General features: G+C 69.4%; 35 protein-coding genes and 1 pseudogene. 2 read left to right on the forward strand and 34 right to left on the reverse strand.

Annotated elements, in window-relative coordinates:
* The 3 genes and pseudogenes from EEJ42_RS48125 to EEJ42_RS48135 form a co-directional block, all read right to left on the reverse strand.
* Positions 1-214, reverse strand: a pseudogene (locus EEJ42_RS48125) (hypothetical protein); the annotation flags it as partial.
* A complete protein-coding gene (locus EEJ42_RS54080; RefSeq protein WP_123108467.1) occupies positions 198-1712 on the reverse strand; it encodes a VMAP-C domain-containing protein in 1515 nt (504 codons plus the stop codon). The pseudogene EEJ42_RS48125 and the gene EEJ42_RS54080, both read right to left, overlap by 17 nt.
* A gap of 150 nt (positions 1713-1862) precedes the next feature.
* Positions 1863-2597, reverse strand: a complete 735-nt coding sequence (locus EEJ42_RS48135) for a hypothetical protein (RefSeq protein WP_246097977.1) — start codon at positions 2595-2597, stop codon at positions 1863-1865.
* A 309-nt stretch (positions 2598-2906) separates the two neighbouring features.
* Between EEJ42_RS48135 and EEJ42_RS48140 the strand changes: the two genes are divergently transcribed.
* Both EEJ42_RS48140 and EEJ42_RS48145 read left to right on the forward strand, forming a co-directional pair.
* Positions 2907-4991, forward strand: coding sequence for a glycosyltransferase family 4 protein (locus EEJ42_RS48140; RefSeq protein ID WP_123108469.1), 2085 nt, complete (start codon positions 2907-2909; stop codon positions 4989-4991).
* A gap of 101 nt (positions 4992-5092) precedes the next feature.
* Positions 5093-5698, forward strand: coding sequence for a hypothetical protein (locus EEJ42_RS48145; protein WP_123108470.1), 606 nt, complete (start codon positions 5093-5095; stop codon positions 5696-5698).
* A gap of 23 nt (positions 5699-5721) precedes the next feature.
* On the opposite strand, the gene EEJ42_RS48150 is transcribed toward EEJ42_RS48145, so the two are convergent.
* The 31 genes from EEJ42_RS48150 to rplV all read right to left on the reverse strand — a co-directional run bounded on the left by EEJ42_RS48150 (position 5722) and on the right by rplV (position 24457).
* Positions 5722-6969 carry a PP2C family protein-serine/threonine phosphatase gene (locus EEJ42_RS48150; protein ID WP_184503624.1) on the reverse strand — a complete coding sequence of 416 codons (1248 nt, stop codon included), beginning with the start codon at positions 6967-6969 and terminating at the stop codon, positions 5722-5724.
* Complete coding sequence (locus EEJ42_RS48155; protein ID WP_246097979.1) at positions 6966-7991, reverse strand: SpoIIE family protein phosphatase; 1026 nt, start codon at positions 7989-7991, stop codon at positions 6966-6968. Before EEJ42_RS48155 ends, EEJ42_RS48150 begins: the two co-directional genes overlap by 4 nt.
* Complete coding sequence (locus EEJ42_RS48160; RefSeq protein WP_425473094.1) at positions 7988-8473, reverse strand: ATP-binding protein; 486 nt, start codon at positions 8471-8473, stop codon at positions 7988-7990. Before EEJ42_RS48160 ends, EEJ42_RS48155 begins: the two co-directional genes overlap by 4 nt.
* The gene (locus EEJ42_RS48165; RefSeq protein WP_179936017.1) at positions 8457-8867 is read right to left on the reverse strand and encodes an STAS domain-containing protein; all 411 of its coding nucleotides are present in this window, start codon (positions 8865-8867) and stop codon (positions 8457-8459) included. Before EEJ42_RS48165 ends, EEJ42_RS48160 begins: the two co-directional genes overlap by 17 nt.
* Positions 8864-9742 (reverse strand): STAS domain-containing protein, encoded by an 879-nt coding sequence (locus EEJ42_RS48170; RefSeq protein WP_123108473.1) that lies wholly within the window; start codon positions 9740-9742, stop codon positions 8864-8866. The genes EEJ42_RS48165 and EEJ42_RS48170 overlap by 4 nt, the downstream gene beginning before the upstream one ends.
* Positions 9743-9874: 132 nt before the next feature.
* The gene (gene truA, locus EEJ42_RS48175) at positions 9875-10726 is read right to left on the reverse strand and encodes a tRNA pseudouridine(38-40) synthase TruA (RefSeq protein WP_123108474.1); all 852 of its coding nucleotides are present in this window, start codon (positions 10724-10726) and stop codon (positions 9875-9877) included.
* A gap of 92 nt (positions 10727-10818) precedes the next feature.
* A complete protein-coding gene (rplQ, locus tag EEJ42_RS48180) occupies positions 10819-11325 on the reverse strand; it encodes a 50S ribosomal protein L17 (protein WP_123108475.1) in 507 nt (168 codons plus the stop codon).
* A 79-nt stretch (positions 11326-11404) separates the two neighbouring features.
* Entirely contained in the window at positions 11405-12427 is a 1023-nt protein-coding gene (locus EEJ42_RS48185; RefSeq protein WP_009715858.1) for a DNA-directed RNA polymerase subunit alpha, read from the reverse strand.
* A gap of 106 nt (positions 12428-12533) precedes the next feature.
* Positions 12534-13160, reverse strand: a complete 627-nt coding sequence (gene rpsD, locus EEJ42_RS48190) for a 30S ribosomal protein S4 (protein WP_123108476.1) — start codon at positions 13158-13160, stop codon at positions 12534-12536.
* 30 nt (positions 13161-13190) lie between these two features.
* On the reverse strand, positions 13191-13595 hold the full coding sequence (gene rpsK / locus EEJ42_RS48195) for a 30S ribosomal protein S11 (protein WP_009715860.1): 405 nt from the start codon (positions 13593-13595) through the stop codon (positions 13191-13193).
* A 66-nt stretch (positions 13596-13661) separates the two neighbouring features.
* Entirely contained in the window at positions 13662-14042 is a 381-nt protein-coding gene (gene rpsM / locus EEJ42_RS48200) for a 30S ribosomal protein S13 (protein ID WP_009715861.1), read from the reverse strand.
* 199 nt (positions 14043-14241) lie between these two features.
* A complete protein-coding gene (gene rpmJ / locus EEJ42_RS48205; RefSeq protein ID WP_003956441.1) occupies positions 14242-14355 on the reverse strand; it encodes a 50S ribosomal protein L36 in 114 nt (37 codons plus the stop codon).
* Between the two features lie 27 nt (positions 14356-14382).
* The gene (gene infA, locus EEJ42_RS48210) at positions 14383-14604 is read right to left on the reverse strand and encodes a translation initiation factor IF-1 (protein ID WP_003956442.1); all 222 of its coding nucleotides are present in this window, start codon (positions 14602-14604) and stop codon (positions 14383-14385) included.
* Positions 14605-14769: 165 nt separating this feature from the next.
* Positions 14770-15606: a type I methionyl aminopeptidase gene (gene map, locus EEJ42_RS48215; protein ID WP_009715862.1), complete on the reverse strand. Its 837-nt coding sequence runs from the start codon at positions 15604-15606 to the stop codon at positions 14770-14772.
* Positions 15607-15728: 122 nt separating this feature from the next.
* Positions 15729-16385 carry an adenylate kinase gene (locus EEJ42_RS48220; RefSeq protein ID WP_123108477.1) on the reverse strand — a complete coding sequence of 219 codons (657 nt, stop codon included), beginning with the start codon at positions 16383-16385 and terminating at the stop codon, positions 15729-15731.
* Positions 16385-17698 (reverse strand): preprotein translocase subunit SecY, encoded by a 1314-nt coding sequence (secY, locus tag EEJ42_RS48225; RefSeq protein ID WP_123108478.1) that lies wholly within the window; start codon positions 17696-17698, stop codon positions 16385-16387. The genes EEJ42_RS48220 and secY overlap by 1 nt, the downstream gene beginning before the upstream one ends.
* Before the next feature lie 206 nt (positions 17699-17904).
* Positions 17905-18360 carry a 50S ribosomal protein L15 gene (gene rplO / locus EEJ42_RS48230; RefSeq protein ID WP_059148967.1) on the reverse strand — a complete coding sequence of 152 codons (456 nt, stop codon included), beginning with the start codon at positions 18358-18360 and terminating at the stop codon, positions 17905-17907.
* 1 nt (position 18361) lies between these two features.
* A complete protein-coding gene (rpmD, locus tag EEJ42_RS48235) occupies positions 18362-18544 on the reverse strand; it encodes a 50S ribosomal protein L30 (RefSeq protein WP_009715866.1) in 183 nt (60 codons plus the stop codon).
* Positions 18545-18546: 2 nt separating this feature from the next.
* Positions 18547-19152 carry a 30S ribosomal protein S5 gene (gene rpsE, locus EEJ42_RS48240; protein WP_020869250.1) on the reverse strand — a complete coding sequence of 202 codons (606 nt, stop codon included), beginning with the start codon at positions 19150-19152 and terminating at the stop codon, positions 18547-18549.
* A gap of 43 nt (positions 19153-19195) precedes the next feature.
* The gene (gene rplR, locus EEJ42_RS48245; RefSeq protein WP_009715868.1) at positions 19196-19579 is read right to left on the reverse strand and encodes a 50S ribosomal protein L18; all 384 of its coding nucleotides are present in this window, start codon (positions 19577-19579) and stop codon (positions 19196-19198) included.
* A gap of 3 nt (positions 19580-19582) precedes the next feature.
* Complete coding sequence (gene rplF / locus EEJ42_RS48250; RefSeq protein ID WP_009715869.1) at positions 19583-20122, reverse strand: 50S ribosomal protein L6; 540 nt, start codon at positions 20120-20122, stop codon at positions 19583-19585.
* Between the two features lie 20 nt (positions 20123-20142).
* Complete coding sequence (gene rpsH, locus EEJ42_RS48255) at positions 20143-20541, reverse strand: 30S ribosomal protein S8 (RefSeq protein ID WP_123108479.1); 399 nt, start codon at positions 20539-20541, stop codon at positions 20143-20145.
* A gap of 263 nt (positions 20542-20804) precedes the next feature.
* Entirely contained in the window at positions 20805-20990 is a 186-nt protein-coding gene (locus EEJ42_RS48265) for a type Z 30S ribosomal protein S14 (RefSeq protein ID WP_003948630.1), read from the reverse strand.
* 3 nt (positions 20991-20993) lie between these two features.
* Entirely contained in the window at positions 20994-21554 is a 561-nt protein-coding gene (rplE, locus tag EEJ42_RS48270; protein ID WP_123108480.1) for a 50S ribosomal protein L5, read from the reverse strand.
* Complete coding sequence (rplX, locus tag EEJ42_RS48275) at positions 21554-21877, reverse strand: 50S ribosomal protein L24 (protein ID WP_123108481.1); 324 nt, start codon at positions 21875-21877, stop codon at positions 21554-21556. Before rplX ends, rplE begins: the two co-directional genes overlap by 1 nt.
* A gap of 3 nt (positions 21878-21880) precedes the next feature.
* Entirely contained in the window at positions 21881-22249 is a 369-nt protein-coding gene (rplN, locus tag EEJ42_RS48280; protein WP_003992364.1) for a 50S ribosomal protein L14, read from the reverse strand.
* Between the two features lie 100 nt (positions 22250-22349).
* The gene (gene rpsQ / locus EEJ42_RS48285; RefSeq protein ID WP_055556095.1) at positions 22350-22637 is read right to left on the reverse strand and encodes a 30S ribosomal protein S17; all 288 of its coding nucleotides are present in this window, start codon (positions 22635-22637) and stop codon (positions 22350-22352) included.
* The gene (gene rpmC, locus EEJ42_RS48290) at positions 22637-22861 is read right to left on the reverse strand and encodes a 50S ribosomal protein L29 (RefSeq protein WP_009715874.1); all 225 of its coding nucleotides are present in this window, start codon (positions 22859-22861) and stop codon (positions 22637-22639) included. Before rpmC ends, rpsQ begins: the two co-directional genes overlap by 1 nt.
* The gene (gene rplP / locus EEJ42_RS48295; RefSeq protein ID WP_009715875.1) at positions 22861-23280 is read right to left on the reverse strand and encodes a 50S ribosomal protein L16; all 420 of its coding nucleotides are present in this window, start codon (positions 23278-23280) and stop codon (positions 22861-22863) included. The genes rpmC and rplP overlap by 1 nt, the downstream gene beginning before the upstream one ends.
* A gap of 5 nt (positions 23281-23285) precedes the next feature.
* The gene (gene rpsC / locus EEJ42_RS48300; RefSeq protein ID WP_055556093.1) at positions 23286-24110 is read right to left on the reverse strand and encodes a 30S ribosomal protein S3; all 825 of its coding nucleotides are present in this window, start codon (positions 24108-24110) and stop codon (positions 23286-23288) included.
* Positions 24110-24457 carry a 50S ribosomal protein L22 gene (gene rplV / locus EEJ42_RS48305; protein WP_044571671.1) on the reverse strand — a complete coding sequence of 116 codons (348 nt, stop codon included), beginning with the start codon at positions 24455-24457 and terminating at the stop codon, positions 24110-24112. Before rplV ends, rpsC begins: the two co-directional genes overlap by 1 nt.
* Positions 24458-24484 lie beyond the last annotated feature (27 nt).

Genomic DNA, 24484 nt, shown 5'->3' on the forward strand with positions numbered 1-24484 from the left:
CGGTGCCGGGCGGGGGCAGCGGCGTGCCGGCGTCCTCGAAGACCCGCCAGGGCGGCGGTGCCGGGATCGGCGGCGCCGCGCGCTCCCCGGACGGCTCCAGGCCGCTGTCGTGGAACACCCACCAGGGCGGGGCGCCCGCGCGCTCCCCGCCGCCCGCGTCGTGCGGGGTGTCCGGGCCGCCCGGGACGCCGTCGATGTCATACCGATCGGTCATGTTCCCCCCTGATCGGCGGATGCAGCAGTACGGACCGCAGCTCCTCCAGGCCGTCCGGGCTGTCCCACACGAGGCTGAGGTCCACGTCGAGGTTCACGTCGAGGTCCACCGACAGCATCTCGCCGCTTCCTCCAGGTCGCAGTCCGCCTCTCAATAGTCTTACCCGCTCGGGGAGATCGGTGAGTGCCGTTCTGAGGAAGTTTCGTATTTCTTGGCGCCCTGCGACCGTTTCGCCCCCGCTGCGTACCCCGACCAGGGCCGGAATACCCGCCTCCAGCAGCACGGACAGATAGTCCGTGGCCTCGTCCCCGGTGTGCCGGGGCGGCTCGAACAGTACGAAACAGACCGGTGTCCGGGCGTGCCGCAGCCGTCGGCGCAGCCTCCGGGGCTCCAGCACCACCCCCGGGTCGACCCACTCCACGGCCGCCTCCTGGTACTCCCGGCCATGGCTCTGGAGCCAGCGCCAGCGGCCCCGCAGATGGTGGTTGACGTGCGGCAGCCGCAGCCGCTCCCACGGGCGGACCACGACCGTGTGGTCCTCGCCGATCGGCCGCGACGACAGTCCCGCCGGGCGTACCTCGAACCGGTCGACGTCCAGCCAGATCAGATGCAGCGGCAGGACGAACTCCACCTGGAGCCCCGGGGCGAGCAGCCCCAGCCGCTCGATGGCCTCCCGGTGGACCGCCGCGACCCGCGCTTCCAGCTCGTCCCGCCCCCGGGCGCGGGCGTCACAGAGCACCGGGAACTCCCGCGCCCGGTCGTCCATGAGCCGTGCCCGGATGCTGAACAGGGCGGCCGCCGCGCGGCGGGACGAGATCTCCACCACCAGGCTGCGCTCCCCGACCGGCAGCCCCGCCGCGGCCGCCTCCCGCTCGCGGGTGGCGGAGAGCAGCCCGGGAGGCCAGTCGAGCCGCTTGGCGACCTGGTGGTTCCACTGCCGCAGCCCCTTGCGCAGCGCGGGCCGCTCGCCCGCCGCCACCCGCTCCACGAACGTCATCAGCGCGGGCGCCCGGCCCTCCACCTCGACGTCGTCCTCCAGGTCGCGCACCAGCCGCTCCACCCGGCCGTTCCAGCTGTCGTCGCCTTCACCGGCCCGGCCGAGCAGCTCGAACGCGTAGCGGGACAGGGTGGTCAGCTCCGTCTCGGCGGCGGCGTCGAGCAGCAGGGCGCATAAGTCCCGGCGCTCGACGTCCGTCAGCAGCGGCACCGGGCAGCACTGGTCGACCAGCTGCCAGGCCTCCGCCAGCACCACGGTGCCCTCGTAGTCCTCGCCCACCGCGCGCAGCAGGACGCGCAGCCCGTCGGGGTAGCGGTCGCAGACCTCGGCGATGGACCGCAGGTCCCAGTGCTTGATGCCGTGGCGCTCCACGGGCAGCGTGACCCCGTACGTCTCCTCGACGGTGTGGATCAGCCGGTCCCGCCAGGCGGTGCTGTCCGTCAGCCGGCCGAGGATCCTGGCCAGCTCCTGGTAGAGGTCGAACGCTCCGAAGCCGGTCATCCGGCCTGCCCGGCGTCCTGTATGGGTTGGTCCACTCCCGCGCGCTCCCCCCGAAACCCGCCCCGTGCCATTCGGCGTACCGCGTCCGTTTTACCCGCGTACGTCGAATCGTACGCGCGTCGTAGGCGGATTTGGGGGGCTTCACACCCCCTATGACCGGTTCGCGGCCTCCACCTTTCGAACCTGTCGCTCCACGACCGTTTTGGGGACCGCGGACTGTGTGGGCTTCGTGAGGTTCACGCCGAACATCACGGTGAGTTGGGGTCCGGTACGCACCACCGTGAAGGCGATGACGGCCTTGTCCTTGCCGTCGTCGACCATGCTGTACGCGAGCGCCTCGTCGCCCGCCGCGGGCGCGTCGAGCGAGGTCACCTCGGCGACGTCCGCCCGCTTCCCCGAACCGTCGGTGGCCGCGAACCCGCCCCCGCAGGCGGATATCGCCTTCCGCAGGTCCTTGACCGTCTTCTCGGCGTCGCCGGGCCCGTACGAGGAGAGCCGGATGATGCCGGAGACGCCCGCGTCCCGACCCGAGGCCGCGGCGTAGCTCCGATAGACGGAGTTCCGGGGCGCCGGGTCGAAGCCGGTGCCCATCAGCGCGGCCAGCGGCCGGCATCCGGGCTTCAGAGCCTTGGCCTCCTTGCCCCCGTTGAACTCCCGCTCCGTCATCTTGCCGATCTCGTACCCCTTGAGACCGGCGCCCTTGAGGTCGGCCCTGGCCAGCGCGGCCCGCTCCAGGGCGGACGCGGACAGCGGCTCCGCCGCCGCGCCGTCGCGCTGGGCGACCTTCCGGTCCGGCTTCCGGTCCGAGCCGCCGCATCCGGTCACCAGCCCCAGTGCCGCCAGGACCGCCGCCGCGGTGAGCACGCTCCGCGCTCCGGATGTCATCACGTCTCTGCCCGCCCTTGGTTGACGCCCCCGCGTTCCTTCGGGCCATCCAACAACGGGGGCGGCCGTGAACCAAGGGGTGGCGAACAACCTCTGCGGGCGCGGACTCGCCGTGCGGACGAAGGTTGTACAGCTCACACTGAATGTGGTGCATCCCATATCACCACATGCATAAGCAACTTTTCCGCCTCCAGGCTGTCTTACCGACCGATCGTTCCTCAGTTCACTCCATATCGGCATCACACCGGCGGCACACACCGGAGGGGAGGGCACGTCGCGGCAGACCCAGAGGGCCGCGCGTACATCACCATGAAGATCGCTTTTCTGCTGCACAACGCCTATGGGATCGGCGGCACCATCCGGTCGACGTTCAATCTGGCCGGGGCGCTCGCCGCCCGCCACCGTGTGGAGATCGTCTCCCTGATACGCACCATCGACACCCCGGGCCTCCCCCTCCCCCGGGGCGTGCGGGTCAGACCGCTGATCGACCAACGCCCGGACGTCCCGCGCGAGTCCGGCGACCTCGGCAACCCGCTGCTGAAGCAGCCCAGCGCCCACGTCCCGGCCGCGGAGTCCAAAGGCACCGTCAACTTCAACGCGCTCACCGACCAGCGCCTCGCCGCCTATCTGGCCGACACCGACGCCGACGTCGTCATCGCCACCCGCCCCGGCCTGGTGATCTGCCTCGCCGCGCTCGGGCAGCAGGGCCGCTATCTGCGCATCGGCCAGGAACACCGGCTGTACGAAACCCACCGCGCCGAGATCCGCACCGCCTGCGACGCCGCCCTCGCCCGCCTCGACGCCAACACCTCCGTCTCCGAGGCCGACGCGCGGACCCACCGCGACCGGCTGCCCGGCATATCCACCCTGCTGACCGGCCTGCCCAACTGCGTGCCCGCCACCGGCGTCCAGCCCTCCGACGGCAACGCCAAGCTGGTCGTGGCCGCCGGCCGGCTCATCCCGGTCAAGCGCTACGACCTGCTGGTCAGCGCCTGGGCCACGGTCGCCGCCAAACACCCCGACTGGCACCTGCGGATCTACGGCCGCGGCCCCCAGGCGCCCGCCCTCCGCCGCCAGATCGACGAACTCGGGCTCGCCGGGCACATCACGATGATGGGCGCCCACTCCCCCATCGAGACCGAATGGGCCAAGGGCGCCATCGCCGCCGTCACCTCCCGCGAGGAGTCGTTCGGCATGACGATCGTCGAGGCGATGCACTGCGGGGTGCCCGTCGTCGCCACCGACTGCCCGCACGGGCCCGGCGAGATCATCACCGACGGCCACGACGGGATGCTGGTCCCCGTCGGCGACGCCGACGGCATCGCCAAGGGACTGCTCACCCTCATCGAGGACGACGCGCTGCGCCGCTCCATGGGCGAAGCGGCCCGCGTCGCGGCGCAGCGGTACGCACCGGCGCGCCTGGCCACCGCCTACGAGGAACTCTTCGCCGAACTCTTCGCCCGGCGCGGCCAGTCGCCCCGGACCGGTCCCCGGCCCGCCGCCGCGGCGCGCGCCTTCGGCTCCCTCGCCGGACACCCGGCCGTGCCCCGGAAGACCTTCAAGAGCGTGGTCAAGCAGCTGATCCGCAAGCCGCTGCGCCCGGTCGCCTCCTGCCGCGTCGACGCCGACGGCACCATGGCCGTGCTGGTCGAGCCCGCTGACGTGCACGGCACCGGCCTCGCCCTGACCCTCACGCACCGCGGCGGCCGGGGCGCCCAGGTCCGGGTGCCGCTGCGGCCCCCTGCCGCCCCGGGCGCGCCCTGGACCGCGACGCTGGACCGCCGCGCGATCGACCTCGCCGAGGGCCGCTGGGACGTGCACGTGGTGCGCTCCTCGGACGGGGTGCGCCGCCGGGTGATGTGCCGGTTCGCCGAGGGGCGCGGGCTGGTGGGTCTCGATCCGCTGCCCGGCTCCCCGTTCACCTGGTGGATCCCGTACCCCACCGTCGACGGCTATCTCGCGCTGCGCGCCTGGCGCCGCCCGGCCCACGCCGAGGCCCGGGTGATCCGCGCCGAGGCCGACGGGCTCGTCGTCGAGGGCACCCTGCACGGCGCCCGCTTCGCCGCCGACGCCGCCGCGAGCGTGCTCGCCACCCCGCGCGGCGCGGCGCTCCCGTTCACCGCGGGCGTCACCGCGCTGGACGCGACCCGGTTCCGCTTCACCGTTCCGTACGAGCGGATCCACGCGGCGCGCGGCGACCAGAAGGGCACCGCGGGCTGGGACCTGACCCTCCGCAAGACGCCCGACTCCACCACCGCGATCCGCATCGGCCGGGTCATCGGGGACATCCTCGACCGCCACAAGACCGACCTCCACCCGGTCACCCACGGTGTCCGCCCCTACCTCGGCAAATCCGGGGACCTGGCCATTACCTGTGCACCACAAGAAGATTGAGGGCGGGGGCCGACGCGTCCGCCGCGTTTGGCCCTGGCCATGGCGGTAACACTGGGTGATGTCAAGCCTCGAGCGAGGAAATCTCTGCGGAAGGCAATCCGATGTCAGTCACGCTCATCATCCTGGTAGCGGCACTGGTGGCCATGGTGGCGCTGGTGTTCGCGCGGCCCGTGCGGCAGAGCAGCCGCGACGGCCTCATCAGCCGGTTCGGCCCCGAGTACGACCGGGCCGTCACACGGCACCGCGGCGACGCCAAGGCAGCGCAGTGGGAGCTCAGCGAGCGACTGCGACGCTACGGCGAACTGTCGATACGGGCGCTGACGCCGGAGTCCCGGGAGCAGTACGCGGCCCGCTGGTCGGGCCTCCAGGAGCGGTTCGTCGAGTCCCCCGCGCTCTCGGTGCGGGAGGCCGACCGGCTGCTCGCCACGCTGGCGGCCGAGCGCGGCTATCCGGCCGAGTCCCCGGAGCAGCTGCTGGAGGCGCTGTCCGTCCGGCACGCCCAGGCGATCGGCGGCTACCGGCAGCTGCACACCGAGGCGGAGCGGGCCCGCGCGGGCCATGTCGACACGGACCGGCTGCGGGAGGCGCTGCTCGGCGCCCACCCCCTCTTCGAGGAGCTGGTCCGGGCGCAGCCGCACGACCGGGCGCTGCGGCGAAGGCGGCAGCGGCAGCGGCACCACCGGCCGGCGGTTCTGCGGTCCTCCTAGGGACCGTCAGGTCCGTCAGATCGTCAGGACCGGACCCGGACGGCCAGCGCGAGCGTGTCGTCCGGGTGAAGGATCACGGTGTGCATATCGTCCGCGATGGCGCCGGGGATCTCCTCGATCGGGGCGTGCAGATGCTCGTACGCGGCCTCGATCAGACGCTTCTCACCCTCCACGGGGTCCCGACGGCTCTCGGTGAGCCCGTCGGTGTAGAGCAGCAGGAGATCGCCCGGCGCCATCTTCTCGGTCAGCAGCCGGTCGCTCCCGGGCATCGGGAACCCGATCCCGCGCCCGCGCGCCTCCAGATAGCGCGCCGTGCCGTCGCCGCGCAGCAGCAGCGCGGGCGGATGGCTGCCGTTGGCCACCCACAGCTCACCGGTGGCCGGGGCGATCCGGGCCAGCAGGACGGTGGCCATCACGCTGCGGTCGAACGGCAGCAGGATCTCGTCGGTGCGGGCGACGATCGACTGGAGGTGGTGGCCCTCCAGCGCGAGGGTGCGCACCGCGTGGGTGACGTTGAGCGCGCTGCGGGTACTGGTCACCCCGTGGCCGAGCGCGTCCACGACCGTGATGTGGACCATGCCGTCGGGCAGCACGAACCAGTCGTACAGGTCGCCGCCGGTGGGCGCGTCGGTGCCCGCGGGCCCGTAGTGGACGGCGAGTTCCAGGCCGTCGACCTCCAGGGGCGCCGGACGCAGCGCGTCCTCCAGCTCGCGCAGGGTCTGGCCGTGCGCCTTGCGCAACTGCGCGTCGCGCTCGTCGAGCTGGACGTAGAGGGCGAGCACGCCGCTGTTGGTCTCGGCGAGTTCGTCCTTGAGGCGGCGGTGTTCGGCGGTGAGCGCGTCGGTGCGGGCCACCACGGCGCGCAGCTCCTCCTCCACCAGCGCCGCGTCGTCGTCCGCTGCCGCCCCCGGTATGTCGGCCTCCGAGGCGTCAGGTGCCGGGACGGCCGGGAGCCGCCACACCACCCCCCGTTCCGTCACCGCGTCGGCGGGCAGCGGGAGCCCGGCCGCGGCCTCGGCGGACGGCAGGGCCACGGAGCCGTCTAAACCGAGCGCCAGGGTCAGCAGCCCGGACCGGTCGTCGTCCTCGCACTGGAACGTCCAGCTCAGCGAGGTGTGTCCGGCCGCGCTCAGGGCCGGTTCCGCGACGGCCGCGACGGACAGCACGAGCCGTCCGCGCACGCCGGGATCCAGGGCGTGGTCGCGGGCGATGCGGCGCACGGCCCGGCTGAGCCCGTCCGCCGTGTCGCAGCCGATGGTCCGGGTGGTCATGGGTGCCTCTGTGGGGGCCTGGCCGTGAGGACCGTGGCATCGTCGCGGGTGCGGCGATGGCCATGGACGAGTGCGGCGGACAACAGGGGTGGCGGGAGTCGGAGCAGGAACGGCGACGGATCGCGCGCCCATCCGGCGTCGATGCCGTCGCTGTGGAGCACCGCGGTGGCGCCCGGCGGCAGCGGGAAGCGGTGGACGTGCGGGGCGGGCATGGACCAGCCGACGACCCCGGGCTGTCCGGTGAGCCGGGACTGGACGCCCTGGTGGGTCAGGGCCAGCACCCGGACGTTGCCGATGCCGCAGTACTCGGCGTGGTCCGCGTGGAGGCGCAGCAGACCGGCCGCGGCCCCGCGGGTGTGCCGCAGGGCGCGGTGCATGCCGGTCAGCAGCTCGCCCAGCGGCCGCCCGGGGTCGGCGTGGAAGGTGCGCAGCGCGAGACCGGCCGCCTCCGCGGCCTGAGTGCCGTGGCCCAGCCCGTCGAGGACGGCGGCGGTGCGGGTGCTGCCGGTGTCGGCGACGGCGCGGGCGTCGCCGCAGTCCTCCTCCCCGTCGACGGCCAGGCACACCGAGCCCACGCCCCGGAGCGCGGCGTCCCGGTCGCCGGGCGGGGTGAGCCGGGCGCAGGCCCAGGTCCCGGCCTCGGCACCGGCTTGCGTACCGGTGCGGATGACGAAGTGGGTGGCGAGCCGGGTCACCGCGCCGAGCCCCACACCGAGGGTTCCGGCCGTGGTGTAGCCGTCCGTGAGGCAGCGCTCCAGTTCGGCCATGCCGGGGCCGCGGTCGGCGGCCAGGATCTCCACGCCCTCGCCGAGCGGCACGGGCTGGATGTAGAGGGTGCCGTCGCTGGCGTGCTTGTCGAGGTTGGTGGCCAGCTCCGAGGCGACCACGGCCGCCCGGTCGGGCAGCGCGCCGGGCAGCCCGCACTCGCGCGCCGTACGCCGTGCCGTCTCGGCCGCCAGGTGGACCGCGCTGCGGTGGTCGATCCGTACCTGGGCGGTGGGGGTCACCGTCGTACGGATCACCGGACCGTCCACCGGGTGGCGACCACGACCGTGCCCTGTCCGGCGCCGGAGTGCACCGTGAACTCGTCCATCAGCCGGCGGGCCCCGCCCAGCCCGTGACCGAGCCCCGCGCCGGTGGTGAAGCCGTCGGTGAGCGCCGTGTCGAGGTCCGCGATGCCGGGTCCGTCGTCCTTGACGATCAGCCGCAGCCCGCGCCCGGCGGGGCCGCGCACCTGCTCGATCGTCAGGGTGCCGCCCCCGCCGTGGACATAGGCGTTACGGGCCAGCTCGCTGGCCGCCGTGACCACCCGGGTCTGGTCGACGATCCCGAACCCGACCTCGACGGTGGCCGCGCGCACCGCGTGCCGTACCGCCAGCAGATCCTCCTCGGTACGGACCTGATGGGTGACCTGGCGGGTCACGGGCGCGCCCGCCTCGCCGTCGCCCGCGCGGGGCGCCGGTCCCGGCCGGGAAGCGACGGTGGACTCACGGGGCAGCACCACGTCGGGACCCTCCCAGGGGTTCCTGGGCCTGCCGCCACCCCAGTGCGGCCAAGCCCTGTTCCGGGTTGAGTGCGGTCTCCACACCGACCAGTTCGATCCCCAGCTCCACCAGAGTGATCGCCACCGGGGGCCGCATGCCCGCCACGATCACCCGGGCGCCCAGCAGCCGGGACACCGTGGTCAGTTCCATCAGGGTGCGCGCCACGAAGGAGTCGATGATCTCCAGCCGGGAGATGTCGATGAGCACCCCCCGCGCCCCTTCGGCGGAGATGCGGGCCGTCAGCTCCTCGGTGAAGGCGATGGCGGCCCGGTCGTCCAGCTCGTTGAGCAGTCCGGTGACCAGGACGTCGCCCAGACGCAGAATCGGAACGCCCACCGGGCGGTGTTCGGTCACGGGTTCTCCCCCGCTTCCCCGTCCGGGCCGGGCCCGTCGATCAGCTTGATCGCGGCGGCCAGCGCATCGGCCAGCGTCGCCCGCGTGAGGATGGTGGACAGGTCGATGCCGAGCTGGGCGATGGTCTGGGCGATGGACGGATGGATGCCGCTGATCACACAGTCCGCGCCCATCAGCCGCACCGCGTTGACGGTCTGCATGAGGTGCTGGGCGACGGCGGTGTCCACCGTCGAGACGCCCGTGATGTCGATGATCGCGACCAGCGCCTCATGGTCCTGTATCGCCTGGAGCAGGTTCTCCATGACGATCTGGGTCCGCGCGGTGTCCAGCGTGCCGATCAGCGGCACCGCCAGCACCTGCTTCCACAGCCGCACCACCGGCGTGGACAGCTCCATGAGCTGCTGGCTCTGCCGCCGGATGATCTCCTCGCGGCCCTCCACGTACGTCTCGAAGGACAGCGCTCCGGCCACATCGAGCAGCCGGTTGATGAAGACCGCCGTGGCGAACAGCTCCTCGGCGTCCCGGGTCTCCCGCTGTACGGCCTTCAGCAGCGCCTCCTTGAGCGCCAGCACCGCGAGGGAGGTGGCGGTCGGGGTGGCCCCGGCCTGGGCCCGGCGCATGGACAGTCCGACGACCGCCTCGTGCAGCCCCGGGTGGGAGGTGACGACCCGGTCCGCCGGGACATCGCTCTCCAGCCCCGGGACCAGCGCGTCGATCAACGAGTCGGCCTCCTCGCGGAGTTCGGCCTCGCTGATGTCGGTGCCGAGCAGCGCCTGCTCCAGCTGGAGGGCGACCCAGCGGTCGGCGATCTCCTCGTCACGCTCCCGCAGAGCCCTCGTGAGCTGTTCACGTACGGCGGCCTCACTGGTACTCACGCGGATCGGTCCCTTCCCGGTCGGCCACCCGGACTCTGCGGCGCAAATGTTATCGATCTCCTGTGCTCCGGCTCCAGACACAGATGCGCGAAATCGTGTGCCCGTTGATCTCGATCACATACCCGCCGCAGGTCAGCAGCACCCCGCACCCGGTAGTGAACGCTTGTTGCGGGCCTCCTTGTTCCGGGCCGCGAGCAGCTCGTCGGCCGGGTAGCCGACCTCTTCGAGGGTCAGTCCGTGGGGGCGTACGACATGGACCGCCGAATCCCGCACCCCCGCCGCCAGCACCTTCCCGGGCCAGTCCACCGGGCGGTGGCCGTCGCCGACGAACAGCAGCGCGCCGACCAGCGAGCGGACCATGTTGTGGCAGAAGGCGTCGGCCCGCACCGTCGCCGTGATCACCCCGTCCGCGCCGCGCTCCCAGCTCAGCTTCTGGAGGGTGCGGATGGTGGTGGCGCCGTCCCGCCGCTTGCAGTAAGCGGCGAAGTCGTGCTCGCCGAGCAGCGGCGCCGAGGCCGCGTTCATGGCGTCCACGTCCAGCGCCCAGTCGTGCCACAGCACATGGCCGCGCAGCAGCGGATCGACGCCGCCCGGGTGGTCCACCACCCGGTAGGCGTACCGCCGCCAGATCGCCGAGAAGCGCGCGTTGAAGCCGGGCGGCGCCTCCGCGACCCGCCGGACCCGTACGTCGTGCGGCAGCCGCCCCGCCAGCCGGCGCAGCAGCTTGTCCCGGTGCTCGGCCCAGAGCTCCTCCGGCAGATCGACGTGCGCGACCTGCCCGCGGGCGTGCACCCCGGCGTCGGTGCGGCCCGCGACCGTCAGTTCATGCGTCTCCGGCGACCGGGTCACCGTGCGCAGGGCGCTCTCCAGCTCGCCCTGGACGGTGCGCCGCTCGCGCTGCTTGGCCCAGCCCGAGAAGTCCTTGCCGTCGTAACTCAGATCCAGCCGGACCCGTACGGAACCGGGCGCCGCCTCGTCACTCACGCAACCGTTCCTCTCAACTGCTCGCAACGCGGAACGGGCCCGCACCCAGAATCTGGGAGCGGGCCCGCCCGTACGACAAGTCGTCAGACGCCTCAGGCGTCCTTGGACTCCTCAGCGGCCTCGGCCGGGGCCTCGGTGGCCTCGTCCTTCTTGAGGTCCGCGACGGCCTGGTCGCCGGCGGCGTCCTTCGCGGTGCGCTTGGTGGCGGCCTCGGCCTCGCCGACCGCCTCCTGCTGCACGGTCAGGGCCTCGACCAGCTCGATGACCGCCATCGGGGCGTTGTCGCCACGACGGTTGCCGATCTTGGTGATGCGGGTGTAGCCACCCGGCCGGTTCTCGTAGCGCGGCGCGATCTCGGTGAAGAGAGTGTGCACGACGCTCTTGTCCCGGACGGTCTGGAGCACCAGACGGCGGTTGTGAAGGTCGCCCTTCTTCGCCTTGGTGACCAGCTTCTCCGCGACCGGGCGCAGGCGGCGGGCCTTCGCCTCGGTGGTGGTGATCCGGCCGTGCTCGAACAGCGCGGTGGCGAGGTTCGCCAGCAGGAGCCGCTCGTGCGCAGCACTGCCGCCCAGACGGGCGCCCTTGGTGGGCTTCGGCATGGTGTATCTCCTAGATGTCTGCACCGGCCGTATCAGGTACCGGTGTCAGTTACCGACGAGCGTGCGCCCGCCGGAGGTCTCAGTACTGCTCGGTCTCCACGAAACCGGCGTCCGCGTCGTCGTCCGCGCCGAAGGCGTCCGCGGCGGCGGTCGGGTCGAATCCGGGCGGGCTGTCCTTGAGCGCGAGGCCCATACCGGCCAGCTTCGCCTTGACCTCGTCGATCGACTTGGCGCCGAAGTTGCGGATGTCGAGCAGGTCCGCCTCGGAGCGCGCGACGAGCTCGCCCACGGAGTGGATGCCCTCACGCTTGAGGCAGTTGTACGAGCGGACCGTGAGCTCCAGCTCCTCGATCGGCAGCGCCAGATCGGCGGCCAGGGCGGCGTCCGTCGGGGACGGGCCCATGTCGATGCCCTCGGCGTCCACGTTCAGCTCGCGGGCCAGGCCGAACAGCTCGACCAGGGTCTTACCGGCCGACGCCATGGCGTCGCGCGGGCGCATGGCCTGCTTGGTCTCGACGTCGACGATCAGCTTGTCGAAGTCGGTGCGCTGCTCGACACGGGTCGCCTCGACCTTGTAGGTGACCTTGAGGACCGGCGAGTAGATCGAGTCGACCGGGATCCGGCCGATCTCCTGGCCGACCTGCTTGTTCTGGACGGCGGAGACGTAGCCGCGACCGCGCTCGACGGTCAGCTCCATCTCCAGCTTGCCCTTGCCGTTCAGCGTGGCCAGGACCAGGTCCGGGTTGTGCACCTCGACACCGGCCGGCGGGGCGATGTCGGCGGCGGTGACCAGACCCGGGCCCTGCTTGCGCAGGTACATCACGACCGGCTCGTCGTGCTCCGAGGAGACGACCAGCTGCTTGATGTTGAGGATGAGGTCGGTGACGTCCTCCTTGACGCCCGGCACGGTGGTGAACTCGTGCAGGACCCCGTCGATCCGGATGGACGTGACCGCCGCACCGGGAATCGAGGAGAGGAGCGTACGACGCAGGGAGTTTCCGAGGGTGTAGCCGAAGCCCGGCTCCAGCGGCTCGATCACGAACCGGGAGCGGAACTCGTCGACGACCTCTTCGGTCAACGAGGGACGCTGAGCGATCAGCATGGGGTTTTCCTCCAGTCTCCGGCGCCCGCTATTTGACGCCGAACCCTTCAATGGTACGGGCGGTACGTGCCAAACGGCGCCGTACCGCCCGTATCGTCACCCTCTACTACTTGGAGTAGAGCTCGACGATCAGCTGCTCCTGCACCTGGGTGTCGATCACCTGGCGCTCGGGCATCGAGTGCACGAGGATCCGCAGCTGCGACGGAATGGCCTCCAGCCACGCCGGCACGGTGCGCTCGCCCGCCTCGGCCACGGCCACCTGGAAGGGGGTCATGGTCCGGGACTTCTGACGAACCTCGATGATGTCGTTCACGGAGACACGAGCCGACGGAATGTCGGTCTTGACACCGTTCACGGTGAAGTGTCCGTGGCGGACCAGCTGGCGGGCGTGGTCCCGGGACTTGGCGAAGCCCGCCCGGTAGACCACGTTGTCCAGCCGCGTCTCGAGGATGCGAAGAAGGTTCTCACCGGTCTTGCCGGTCTTCTTGTTCGCCTCCGCGTAGTAGCCACGGAACTGCTTCTCAAGGACGCCGTAGATGCGGGTCGCCTTCTGCTTCTCCCGAAGCTGAAGGAGGTACTCGCTGTCCTTGGTGCGCCCGCGACCGTGCTCACCCGGGGGGTAAGGACGGATCTCAATCGGGCACTTTGCGCTCTCGCACTTGCTCCCCTTGAGGAAGAGCTTCTGCTTTTCCCGACGGCAACGCTTGCAGTCGGCCCCGGTGTAACGCGCCATTTTCTAGTTGTCTCCTACTTCAGCAGCGGGTCAGACGCGCCGGCGCTTGGGCGGGCGGCATCCGTTGTGCGGAGTCGGAGTGACGTCCTGGATCGAGCCCACCTCCAGGCCGGTGGCCTGGAGCGAGCGGATCGCGGTCTCACGGCCGGAGCCCGGACCCTTGACGAACACGTCGACCTTGCGCATGCCGTGCTCCTGCGCGCGGCGGGCGGCCGACTCGGCGGCCATCTGCGCGGCGAACGGAGTGGACTTGCGCGAGCCCTTGAAGCCGACGTGGCCGGCCGAGGCCCAAGAAATCACGTTCCCGGTGGGGTCCGTGATCGAAACGATGGTGTTGTTGAACGTGCTCTTGATGTGAGCGTGCCCGTGGGCGACGTTCTTCTTCTCCTTGCGGCGCACCTTCTTGGCGCCGGCCGTCCTGCTCTTCGGAGGCATTCCTGAATTCTCCCGTGGAGGTGGTCGGTCCTACAGCTCGGACCGCTTGGCAGCGTCCGGTGCGGACTACTTCTTGCCCGGCTTCTTCTTACCGGCGATCGCGCGACGCGGGCCCTTGCGGGTGCGGGCGTTGGTGCTGGTGCGCTGGCCGTGGACCGGCAGGCCGCGGCGGTGACGCAGGCCCTGGTAGCAGCCGATCTCCACCTTGCGGCGGATGTCGGCCTGAATCTCACGACGGAGGTCACCCTCGGTCTTGATGTTGTTGTCCACGTACTCGCGGATCTTGACCAGGTCCTCTTCGGCCAGGTCGCGAACGCGGGTGTCCGGGTTCACACCGGTGTTGGCGAGCGTCTGCTGGGCAAGGGTGCGACCGATGCCGAAGACGTAGGTGAGGGCGACCTCGACGCGCTTTTCGCGCGGGAGATCAACGCCTGCAAGGCGTGCCATGAATCTGGCTCCAGATGGTTGTCGGAGGTCTTCCGCAGCACCACTCCCGGCCGGGCGGGCCGGGTCCCCGGCCTCCGACCGGGGGTGTCGTCCCCTCCGGCGTGGAAACCGAGACGGGAACGGGTGACTGCGTATGTACGTATAGTTATGCGTCGCGCGAAGATTGCTGCGAGAGGTGCAGGTCTGCGGCCGGCGTGCGTCAGCCCTGGCGCTGCTTGTGGCGCAGGTTGTCGCAGATGACCATGACCCGCCCGTGGCGGCGGATCACCTTGCACTTGTCGCAGATCTTCTTGACGCTCGGCTTGACCTTCATGGTGTGAGGTTCTCCGGGTCGTGAGATCTACTTGTAGCGGTAGACGATCCGTCCGCGCGTGAGGTCGTACGGAGAGAGCTCCACGACGACTCGGTCATCGGGCAGGATGCGGATGTAGTGCATGCGCATCTTGCCGCTGATGTGCGCGAGGACCTTGTGACCGTTCTGAAGCTCCACCTTGAACATCGCGTTCGGCAGAGACTCGATCACGGTGCCCTCGATTTCGATGGCGCCTTGCTTCTTGGCCATGTCCTGCTTTCGGGATCGGCTACCTTGATCGGCTCGCGACATGCGGGAGGGCATGCGTGAGCCGACGTGTCAGTCTACGTCAGGGCATCCCGAAACACGAATCCGGGGCAGCATGCCCGGATTCCGCGGTGTTTATGCCAAAGAAGATCACGGAGGGCGACGGAATCAGGCCAGCGGATCCGGCGCGGTCTCCACGCCCAGCTCGGCCAGCTTCGCCTTGCCGCCGTCCACCGCCGTCAGCACCAGCGGGCCCTCCTCGGTCAGCGCGACCGAGTGCTCCCAGTGGCTGGACCAGGTGCCGTCGTCCGTCTTGACGGTCCAGTCGTCGGCGAGGACGTGCGTCTTCGCGGTGCCGAGGCTCACCATCGGCTCGATCGCGATGCAGAAGCCCGGCACCAGCTTCGGGCCCTTGCCGCGCTTCCGGGAGACGTAGTTCAGCAGGTGCGGGTCCATGTGCATCTGGCTGCCGATGCCGTGGCCGCCGTAGTCCTCGATGATCCCGTACTTGCCGGAGGCCGGACGCGGCTGGCGCCGGATGTAGCCCTCGATCGCCTTGGAGATGTCGATCAGCCGGTTGCCCTTGCGGACCGCGGCGATCCCGGCCCACATCGACTCCTCGGTGACCCGGCTCAGCTCGAGCAGCTCCGGGGCGTGGCCCTCGCCGACGAAGACGGTGAAGGCGGCGTCCCCGTGCCAGCCGTCGATGATCGCACCCGCGTCGATGGACAGGAGGTCGCCGTCCTTCAGCACGGTCTCCCGGTCCGGGATGCCGTGCACCACGATGTCGTTCACCGAGGTGCAGATGGTCGCGGGGAAGCCGCCGTACCCCAGGAAGTTCGACTTGGCACCGTGGTCGGCGATCACCTTGCGGGCGACGTCGTCCAGGTCCTTGGTGGAGGCACCGGGCACCGCGGCCGCGCGCGTCGCCTCGTGGATAGCGGCGACGACCAGCCCCGCCTCGCGCATCTTCGCGATCTGCTCGGCTGTCTTGATCTCCACCATGGGGTGCCTTCCGGGATCAGTCTCTGGTGCTGCGGTCGTCGTGCCGTGACGTATCTGCTCAACAGTACGGCCGTGGCGCCCCGGAGGGGCACCACGGCCGGTATTCCGGTCCTCGCGGCCGGTCAGGCCGCCTTGGCGGCCAGAGCGCCCATCGCGCGCTGCGTCACCTCGGACACCTTGCCGAGCGCCGGGATCGTCACGACCTGGCCCTTGGCCTTGTAGTAGTCGATGATCGGCTCGGTCTCGCGGTGGTAGACCTCGAGGCGCTTGCGGACGGTTTCCTCGCTGTCGTCCTCGCGCTGGTACAGCTCGCCGCCGCACACGTCGCACACGCCCTCGGTCTCGGGCTTCTTGTACTCGACGTGGAAGGTGTGCGCGCTGTCGTTGCGGCAGGTGCGGCGGCCGGCGATGCGCTTGACCACCTCGTCCTCCGGGACCTCCAGGTCCAGCACCGCGTCCAGCGTCAGGTCGTTGGCCCGCAGGAAGGCGTCCAGCGCCTCGGCCTGGGCCAGGTTGCGCGGGAAGCCGTCGAGCAGGAAGCCGCCCGCGGCGTCCGGCTGGCCCATCCGGTCCTCGGCCATGCCGACCGTGACCTCGTCCGGTACCAGCTGCCCGGCCCTCATGTACTCCTGCGCCTGCTTGCCGAGCGGTGTGCCCTGGCTGATGTTCGCGCGGAAGAGGTCGCCCGTGGAGATGTGCGGGATCGACAGGTTCTCGGCCAGGTACGCGGCCTGCGTACCCTTGCCGGCTCCAGGAGGCCCGACGAGGACGATTCGCATCAGCGGAGGAACCCTTCGTAGTGTCGCTGCTGAAGCTGGCTCTCGATCTGCTTCACGGTCTCCAGGCCGACACCCACGATGATCAGGATGCTCGTGCCGCCGAACGGGAAGTTCTGATTCGCGTTGAGCGTCACGAGCGCCACCGTGGGTACCAGGGCGATCAGACCCAGATAGAGCGCACCGGGCCACGTGATGCGGTTCAGCACGTAGCTCAGATACTCAGCAGTGGGACGACCAGCCCGAATACCCGGGATGAACCCACCATACTTCTTCATGTTGTCGGCAACTTCTTCGGGGTTGAAGCTGATGGCGACGTAGAAGAACGCGAAGAAGACGATCAGCAGGAAGTACGCGGTGATGTAGATCGGGTGGTCGCCCTTGACCAGGTTCTGCGAGATCCAGTTGGCCCAGCCCGCCTTGGACTGGCTGAACTGGACGATCAGCGCGGGAATGTAGAGCAGGGACGAGGCGAAGATCACGGGGATCACACCCGCCTGGTTCACCTTCATCGGGATGTAGGTGGACGTGCCGCCGTAACTGCGACGGCCGATCATCCGCTTGGCGTACTGCACCGGGATGCGGCGCTGCGCCTGCTCGACGAAGACCACCAGGCCGACCATGGCCAGACCGCAGACGATCACCAGGCCGAACTCCAGCCAGCCGCCCATGATCTTGCCCTGCTGCTTGATGCTCCACATGGCGCTGGGGAAACCGGCGGCGATCGAGACGAACATCAGGATCGACATGCCGTTGCCGATGCCGCGGTCGGTGACGAGCTCACCGAGCCACATGATCAGCGCGGTGCCGGCGGTCATCGTGATGACCATCACGGCGGTCGTGAAGATCGAATCGTCCCGGACGATCTGACTGCCGACCGGGCAGCTCTGGAACAGCGAACCGCTGCGCGCGGTGGCGACCAGGCCCGTCCCCTGGAGGATGGCCAGCGCGACGGTCAGGTATCGGGTGTACTGCGTGATCTTCGCCTGCCCGGTCTGGCCCTCCTTCTTGAGGGCCTCGAGACGCGGGATCACCACGGTCAGCAGCTGAAGGATGATGCTCGCCGTGATGTACGGCATGATCCCGAGCGCGAAGATGGTGATCTGGAGCAGTGCGCCACCACTGAACATGTTGACCAGGCCGAACAGCCCCTGCTGGCCCTTGGCCAAGTCCATGCACGTCTGGACGTTCTTATAGTCGATGCCCGGGATCGGGACGTGTTGCCCGAGCCGGAACAGCACGATGATGCCCAGCGTGAACAGCAGCTTCTTGCGCAGGTCGGGCGTCTTGAACGCCCGGGCGAACGCGGTGAGCACGGTGCCTCCTGCGCCCCCCGCGGTTCGTTGCGCGAGAGGTGACGGTCTTGAGGATCGACGAATACTTATCAGCCAGGACCCGTACGGAGACGTACCGCACGGAAGGTAACAGCGCCTGCCACCTTACCGGCGTCCTGGCTCCCCTAGGAACGACCAACCGGGGATGCCCCGTATCTGGGGCATCCCCGGCCAGTTTCGCACGTTGCTCAGACGAGCTCGGTGACAGTGCCGCCGGCGGCGGTGATCTTCTCCTTGGCGGAACCGGAGACGGCGTCGACCGTCACCTGGAGCGCCACGGAGACCTCACCGGAGCCCAGCACCTTGACGAGCTGGTTCTTGCGCACCGCACCCTTGGCGACCAGGTCGGCCACCGTGACCTCGCCACCCTGCGGGTAGAGCGCGGCCAGCTTGTCCAGGTTCACGACCTGGTACTCGGTGCGGAAGGGGTTCTTGAAGCCCTTCAGCTTCGGGAGCCGCATGTGGAGGGGCATCTGCCCACCCTCGAAGCGCTCCGGAACCTGGTAACGGGCCTTGGTGCCCTTGGTACCACGACCAGCGGTCTTACCCTTGGACGCCTCACCACGACCGACACGGGTCTTGGCGGTCTTGGCGCCCGGGGCGGGCCGGAGGTTGTGGACCTTCAGCGGGTTGTTCTCCGCCATGTCAGTCGACCTCCTCGACCGTCACGAGGTGCCGCACGGTGGTCGCCATGCCGCGGAACTCGGGGCGGTCCTCCTTGACAACCACGTCGCCGAGCTTCTTCAGCCCGAGCGAACGCAGGGTGTCGCGGTGGTTCTGCTTGCTGCCGATGTACGACTTCGTCTGCGTGATCTTCAGGCGGGCCATGCTCACACACCCACCCCGGCACGCGCCCGCAGCAGAGCGGCGGGGGCGACGTCCTCGAGCGGCAGACCACGGCGGGCGGCGATCTCCTCGGGGCGCTGAAGGCCCCGCAGAGCGGCCACCGTGGCGTGCACGATGTTGATCGGGTTCGACGAGCCGAGCGACTTGCTCAGCACGTCGTGGATGCCCGCGCACTCGAGCACGGCACGCACCGGGCCACCGGCGATCACACCGGTACCGGGGGACGCCGGCTTGAGCAGCACGACACCCGCGGCCTCCTCACCCTGGATCGGGTGCGGGATGGTGCCGGCGATCCGGGGGACCTTGAAGAAGTGCTTCTTGGCCTCCTCCACGCCCTTGGCGATCGCGGCCGGCACCTCCTTGGCCTTGCCGTAACCGACACCCACGGTGCCGTCACCGTCGCCCACCACGACCAGCGCGGTGAAGCTGAAGCGACGACCACCCTTCACAACCTTGGCGACGCGGTTGATCGCGACAACACGCTCGACGTAAGCGGTCTTCTCGGCAGCTGCGCCGCCGTCCCGCCGGTCCTTCCGGTCCCGCCGCTCGCCGCCACCGGCGCCGCCACCGCGGCGCTGGGGTCCAGCCATTGGATTTACCTCTCTCGTTTCCGCTTTGCGTTGGAACCGGGGCCTAGAACTGCAGCCCGGCCTCACGGGCAGCGTCCGCCAGAGCGGCGATCCGCCCCGCGTACCTGTTGCCGCCGCGGTCGAACACGACCGCCTCGACGCCCGCGGCCTTCGCCCGCTCGGCGACCAGCGCGCCGACCTGCTTGGCCTGAGCGCTCTTGTCACCCTCGGCGCCACGGATGGAGGTGTCCAGGGTCGACGCCGAGGCCACCGTGTGGCCCGCGATGTCGTCGATGACCTGGGCCACCATGTGACGGTTGGACCGCGTCACGACGAGGCGGGGGCGCTCCGGCGTACCGGAGACCCGCTTGCGGACGCGGATGTGACGGCGCTTGACGGCCGCGGCCTTGCGCGCGTCGCCCTTAGCGATCTTCACACCGTATGTCATGGCTTACTTACCAGCCTTTCCGACCTTGCGGCGGATGACCTCGCCCGCGTACTTGACGCCCTTGGCCTTGTACGGGTCCGGGCGGCGCAGCTTGCGGATGTTCGCGGCGACCTCGCCGACCTTCTGCTTGTCGATGCCCTCGACGCTCAGCTTGGTCGGGGATTCCACCTTGAAGGAGATGCCCTCGGGGGCCTCCACCAGGATCGGGTGGCTGTAGCCCAGCGAGAACTCCAGGTTGGAGCCCTTCGCCAGGACGCGGTAGCCGACACCGCTGATCTCGAGCGCCTTGCTGTATCCCTGGGTCACGCCGGTGATCATGTTCGCCACCAGCGTGCGGGACAGGCCGTGCAGGGCCTTGTTCTGACGCTCGTCGTTCGGGCGGGTGACAACGAGAGTGTTGTCCTCACCCTTGGCGACATCGATCGGCGCGGCGACGGTGTGCGAGAGAGAGCCCTTGGGGCCCTTCACGGCGACCGTGCGGCCATCGATGGTGACGTCCACACCAGCGGGAACCTGGATGGGCAGCTTGCCAATACGCGACATGTTGCTTCCTCCGTTCCCTGTTACCAGACGTAGGCGAGGACTTCCCCACCCACGCCCTTCTTGCCGGCCTGCTTGTCGGTGAGGAGCCCGTACGACGTGGAGATGATCGCCACGCCCAGGCCGCCGAGCACCTTCGGCAGGTTGGTGGACTTTGCGTAGACCCGCAGGCCCGGCTTCGAAATCCGCTTGATGCCGGCGATCGAGCGCTCGCGGTTCGGGCCGAACTTCAGCTCGAGGGTGAGGTTCTTGCCGACCTCGGCGTCCTCGACCTTCCAGCCGGTGATGTAGCCCTCCTGCTGGAGGATCTCCGCGATGTGCGACTTGATCTTGCTGTGGGGCATCACGACGGAGTCGTGGTACGCCGAGTTCGCGTTTCGCAGACGCGTCAGCATGTCTGCGATCGGATCGGTCATGGTCATGATGGCCTTCGGCCTCTCTCGCCGGGGTTTCCTGTATGCGCCATCCCTCTCACCCAACTCACGGTGGGCACGGGTGCGGCGCGGGGACCTACGGCGTAGTAAGAATTCTGGGCGGCGAGCGCCCAACCCTTCCACTCTACGGGAGTGGGCGGGCGGGCCTCGCCATCCATTGCTTACCGAGAGCCTCCGGTATCAGCCCTAAATTCCGTCTTTCGCCCGCCAGGGCGCCCTTTGAGGGCGGTGGTGGGAGACGGGAGGGCCGATTACCAGGAGCTCTTGGTCACGCCCGGCAGCTCGCCACGGTGAGCCATCTCACGAAGGCACACGCGGCACAGGCCGAACTTGCGGTACACGGAGTGCGGACGGCCGCAGCGCTGGCAGCGGGTGTAGCCGCGCACGCCGAACTTCGGCTTGCGGGCGGCCTTCGCAATGAGAGCCTTCTTCGCCACGGCTCACGCCTCCTTGAACGGGAAGCCGAGGTGACGCAGCAGGGCCCGGCCCTCTTCGTCGTTGGTCGCCGTGGTCACCACGGTGATGTCCATACCCCGGACACGGTCGATCTTGTCCTGGTCGATCTCGTGGAACATGACCTGCTCCGTGAGACCGAAGGTGTAGTTGCCCCGGCCGTCGAACTGCTTCGGCGACAGACCGCGGAAGTCGCGGATGCGCGGCAGCGCGAGCGACACCAGGCGGTCCAGGAACTCCCACATGCGGTCACCGCGGAGGGTGACGTGGGCGCCGATCGGCTGGCCCTCACGCAGCTTGAACTGCGCGATGGACTTGCGGGCCTTGGTGACGGCCGGCTTCTGGCCGGTGATCGTGGTGAGGTCGCGGATGGCGCCCTCGATCAGCTTGGAGTCGCGGGCGGCGTCGCCCACACCCATGTTGACCACGACCTTGGTGAGGCCCGGGATCTGCATGACGTTCCCGTACGAGAACTGCTCCTGCAGCTTGCCCTGGATCTCTTCGCGGTAGCGCGTCTTGAGACGCGGTGCACTGGTGGTGGCAGTCATCAGATGTCCTCACCGGTCCGCTTGGCAACGCGGATCTTGCTGCCGTCGTCGTCGAAGCGGAACCCGACGCGGGTGACGACCTTCTTGCCGTCCTTCTCCACCACGAGCTGAACGTTGCTCACGTGGATCGGGGCCTCGGTCGTCACGATGCCGCCGGTCTTCGAACCACGAGCGGTCTGTCCGGCCTTGGTGTGCTTCTTGACCCGGTTGACACCCTCGACCAGGACGCGGTCCTCGCGGGGGAAGGCCGCGATGACCTTGCCCTGCTTGCCCTTGTCCTTACCGGTGATGACCTGGACCAGGTCGCCCTTCTTGATCTTCATCGGTTACAGCACCTCCGGCGCGAGCGAGATGATCTTCATGAACTTCTTCTCGCGCAGCTCACGGCCCACCGGGCCGAAGATACGGGTGCCGCGGGGGTCGCCATCGTTCTTGAGGATGACGGCCGCGTTCTCGTCGAAGCGGATGTACGAACCGTCCGGGCGGCGGCGCTCCTTCACGGTGCGCACGATGACCGCCTTGATGACGTCACCCTTCTTCACGTTGCCACCGGGGATCGCGTCCTTCACGGTGGCGACGATGACGTCACCGATGCCCGCGTAGCGGCGACCGGAGCCACCGAGAACACGGATGCAAAGGATCTCCTTCGCTCCCGTGTTGTCGGCGACGCGCAGTCGCGACTCCTGCTGGATCACGTCTATCTCCTGATCGTCTGCCGGTTCCCGGCAGGGGCTCGATATATCAAGCCCCTGCCGAGCCTGGCGGAACTGACCTGAGGGCTGCTGCCCTCAGGGGTTACTTGGCCTTCTCGAGGATCTCGACGACGCGCCAGCGCTTGGTCGCGGACAGCGGCCGGGTCTCCATGAGGAGGACACGGTCGCCGACACCCGCGGCGTTCTGCTCGTCGTGCGCCTTGAGCTTGTTGGTACGGCGGATGACCTTGCCGTACAGCGCGTGCTTGACGCGGTCCTCGACGGCGACGACGACGGTCTTGTCCATCTTGTCGCTGACGACCAGACCCTCGCGGGTCTTGCGGAAGCCGCGGCTCTGCGTTGCGTTCTCAGTCACATTCGTCTCGCTCATCAGGCGCTCTCCACCGTCTCGATGCCGAGCTCGCGCTCCCGCATCAGGGTGTAGATCCGGGCGATGTCCTTGCGGACGGCCTTCAGCCGGCCGTGGTTCTCGAGCTGTCCGGTCGCCGCCTGGAAGCGGAGGTTGAACAGTTCTTCCTTGGCCTCACGCAGCTTGCCAACGAGGTCCTCGTTGTTCAGCTCACGCAGCTCGGACGCCTTGGTACCGGCCGCCATCACGACTCACCTGCCTCGCGCCGCACGATCCGGCACTTCATCGGGAGCTTGTGAGCAGCGCGGGTGAGCGCCTCACGCGCAGTCTTCTCGTTCGGGTAGGACAGCTCGAACATCACCCGACCGGGCTTGACGTTCGCGACCCACCACTCCGGCGAACCCTTACCGGAACCCATGCGGGTCTCGGCGGGCTTCTTCGTCAGCGGACGGTCCGGGTAGATGTTGATCCAGACCTTGCCGCCACGCTTGATGTGGCGGGTCATCGCGATACGAGCGGCCTCGATCTGACGGTTCGTGACGTACGCCGGGGTGACGGCCTGGATGCCGTACTCGCCGAACGCCAGCTCCGTGCCGCCCTTGGCCATGCCGGACCGCTTGGGGTGGTGCTGCTTGCGGTGCTTGACCCTGCGAGGGATCAGCATGTCGGTCAGGCCTCCGTTCCGGTGCTCTCAGCAGCCGGAGCAGCGGCAGCGGCCTCGGCCTTGGGGGCCTCGGCAGCGGCGTTCTGCTGCTGCGGCTTACGGCCACGGCCGCCACGCTCGCCACCACGGCGCTGCGGGCGGTCGCTGCCGCGCGACGGGCGGTTGCCGGCGCGGGCGGCGGCGTTCTCGGCGCGGACCTCGGCGATGTTCTTGACGTCGCCCTTGTAGATCCACACCTTGACGCCGATGCGGCCGAAGGTGGTCTTGGCCTCGAAGAAGCCGTAGTCGACGTTCGCGCGGAGCGTGTGCAGGGGCACGCGGCCCTCGCGGTAGAACTCCGAGCGGGACATCTCGGCGCCGCCGAGACGGCCACCACACTGGATCTTGATGCCCTTGGCACCGGCCTTCATCGAGCTCTGCATCGACTTGCGCATCGCACGACGGAAGGAGACGCGGGAGGACAGCTGCTCGGCGACGGCCTGGGCCACCAGCTGAGCGTCCACCTCGGGGTTCTTGACCTCGAGGATGTTCAGCTGCACCTGCTTGCCGGTGAGCTTCTCCAGCTCGCCGCGGATACGGTCGGCCTCCGCGCCGCGACGGCCGATGACGATGCCCGGCCGGGCGGTGTGGATGTCGACGCGGACGCGGTCACGGGTGCGCTCGATCTCCACCTTGGAGATACCGGCGCGCTCCATGCCCTTCGTCATCATCCGGCGGATGGCGACGTCTTCCTTGACGTAGTCCTTGTACAGCTTGTCGGCGTACCACCGCGACTTGAAGTCGGTGGTGATGCCGAGCCGGAACCCGTGCGGGTTAACCTTCTGGCCCATTACCGGGTTCCTTCCTTGCTGCTGACGACCACGGTGATGTGGCTGGTCCGCTTGCGGATCCGGTAGGCGCGGCCCTGGGCGCGCGGACGGAAACGCTTCAGGGTCGGGCCCTCGTCGACATAGGCCTCGGAGATGACGAGGCTGTCGGCGTCGGTGTGGTCGTAGTTGTGCGCGGCGTTGGCGATGGCGCTGTCCAGCACCTTGCCGACCGGCACGCTCGCGGCCTGCGGGGCGAAACGCAGGACCGCCTGAGCCTCCGTGGCGTTCATGCCACGGATGAGGTCCACCACGCGGCGGGCCTTCATGGGCGTGACGCGGATGTACCGCGCCTGGGCCCTGGCTTCCATGGTTGTCCCTTCGGTGTCTGTCATGAG

The sequence above is a fragment of the Streptomyces botrytidirepellens genome (genome assembly GCF_003721215.1).
Classification (GTDB): domain Bacteria; phylum Actinomycetota; class Actinomycetes; order Streptomycetales; family Streptomycetaceae; genus Streptomyces; species Streptomyces himastatinicus.

Excerpts from the sequence above, each read along its gene's own strand:
- rplX (WP_123108481.1), bottom strand. The coding sequence starts at position 21,877 with ATGAAGATCAAGAAGGGCGACCTGGTCCAGGTCATCACCGGTAAGGAC.
- EEJ42_RS48185 (WP_009715858.1), bottom strand. The coding sequence starts at position 12,427 with ATGCTGATCGCTCAGCGTCCCTCGTTGACCGAAGAGGTCGTCGACGAG.
- EEJ42_RS48140 (WP_123108469.1), top strand. The coding sequence starts at position 2,907 with ATGAAGATCGCTTTTCTGCTGCACAACGCCTATGGGATCGGCGGCACC.
- rpsH (WP_123108479.1), bottom strand. The coding sequence starts at position 20,541 with ATGACCATGACCGATCCGATCGCAGACATGCTGACGCGTCTGCGAAAC.
- rplF (WP_009715869.1), bottom strand. The coding sequence starts at position 20,122 with ATGTCGCGTATTGGCAAGCTGCCCATCCAGGTTCCCGCTGGTGTGGAC.
- rplR (WP_009715868.1), bottom strand. The coding sequence starts at position 19,579 with ATGACATACGGTGTGAAGATCGCTAAGGGCGACGCGCGCAAGGCCGCG.
- EEJ42_RS48145 (WP_123108470.1), top strand. The coding sequence starts at position 5,093 with ATGTCAGTCACGCTCATCATCCTGGTAGCGGCACTGGTGGCCATGGTG.
- rplP (WP_009715875.1), bottom strand. The coding sequence starts at position 23,280 with ATGCTGATCCCTCGCAGGGTCAAGCACCGCAAGCAGCACCACCCCAAG.
- EEJ42_RS54080 (WP_123108467.1), bottom strand. The coding sequence starts at position 1,712 with ATGACCGGCTTCGGAGCGTTCGACCTCTACCAGGAGCTGGCCAGGATC.
- rpsK (WP_009715860.1), bottom strand. The coding sequence starts at position 13,595 with ATGCCTCCGAAGAGCAGGACGGCCGGCGCCAAGAAGGTGCGCCGCAAG.
- map (WP_009715862.1), bottom strand. The coding sequence starts at position 15,606 with ATGGTGGAGATCAAGACAGCCGAGCAGATCGCGAAGATGCGCGAGGCG.
- rplV (WP_044571671.1), bottom strand. The coding sequence starts at position 24,457 with ATGGAAGCCAGGGCCCAGGCGCGGTACATCCGCGTCACGCCCATGAAG.
- rpsQ (WP_055556095.1), bottom strand. The coding sequence starts at position 22,637 with ATGAGCGAGACGAATGTGACTGAGAACGCAACGCAGAGCCGCGGCTTC.
- rpsM (WP_009715861.1), bottom strand. The coding sequence starts at position 14,042 with ATGGCACGCCTTGCAGGCGTTGATCTCCCGCGCGAAAAGCGCGTCGAG.
- rplE (WP_123108480.1), bottom strand. The coding sequence starts at position 21,554 with ATGACTGCCACCACCAGTGCACCGCGTCTCAAGACGCGCTACCGCGAA.
- rpsC (WP_055556093.1), bottom strand. The coding sequence starts at position 24,110 with ATGGGCCAGAAGGTTAACCCGCACGGGTTCCGGCTCGGCATCACCACC.
- rpmJ (WP_003956441.1), bottom strand. The coding sequence starts at position 14,355 with ATGAAGGTCAAGCCGAGCGTCAAGAAGATCTGCGACAAGTGCAAGGTG.
- rpsE (WP_020869250.1), bottom strand. The coding sequence starts at position 19,152 with ATGGCTGGACCCCAGCGCCGCGGTGGCGGCGCCGGTGGCGGCGAGCGG.
- rpmD (WP_009715866.1), bottom strand. The coding sequence starts at position 18,544 with ATGGCCCGCCTGAAGATCACGCAGACGAAGTCGTACATCGGCAGCAAG.
- rplO (WP_059148967.1), bottom strand. The coding sequence starts at position 18,360 with ATGGCGGAGAACAACCCGCTGAAGGTCCACAACCTCCGGCCCGCCCCG.
- EEJ42_RS48150 (WP_184503624.1), bottom strand. The coding sequence starts at position 6,969 with ATGACCACCCGGACCATCGGCTGCGACACGGCGGACGGGCTCAGCCGG.
- rpmC (WP_009715874.1), bottom strand. The coding sequence starts at position 22,861 with ATGGCGGCCGGTACCAAGGCGTCCGAGCTGCGTGAGCTGAACAACGAG.
- rpsD (WP_123108476.1), bottom strand. The coding sequence starts at position 13,160 with ATGGCGCGTTACACCGGGGCCGACTGCAAGCGTTGCCGTCGGGAAAAG.
- infA (WP_003956442.1), bottom strand. The coding sequence starts at position 14,604 with ATGGCCAAGAAGCAAGGCGCCATCGAAATCGAGGGCACCGTGATCGAG.
- EEJ42_RS48220 (WP_123108477.1), bottom strand. The coding sequence starts at position 16,385 with ATGCGAATCGTCCTCGTCGGGCCTCCTGGAGCCGGCAAGGGTACGCAG.
- rplQ (WP_123108475.1), bottom strand. The coding sequence starts at position 11,325 with ATGCCGAAGCCCACCAAGGGCGCCCGTCTGGGCGGCAGTGCTGCGCAC.
- EEJ42_RS48135 (WP_246097977.1), bottom strand. The coding sequence starts at position 2,597 with ATGACATCCGGAGCGCGGAGCGTGCTCACCGCGGCGGCGGTCCTGGCG.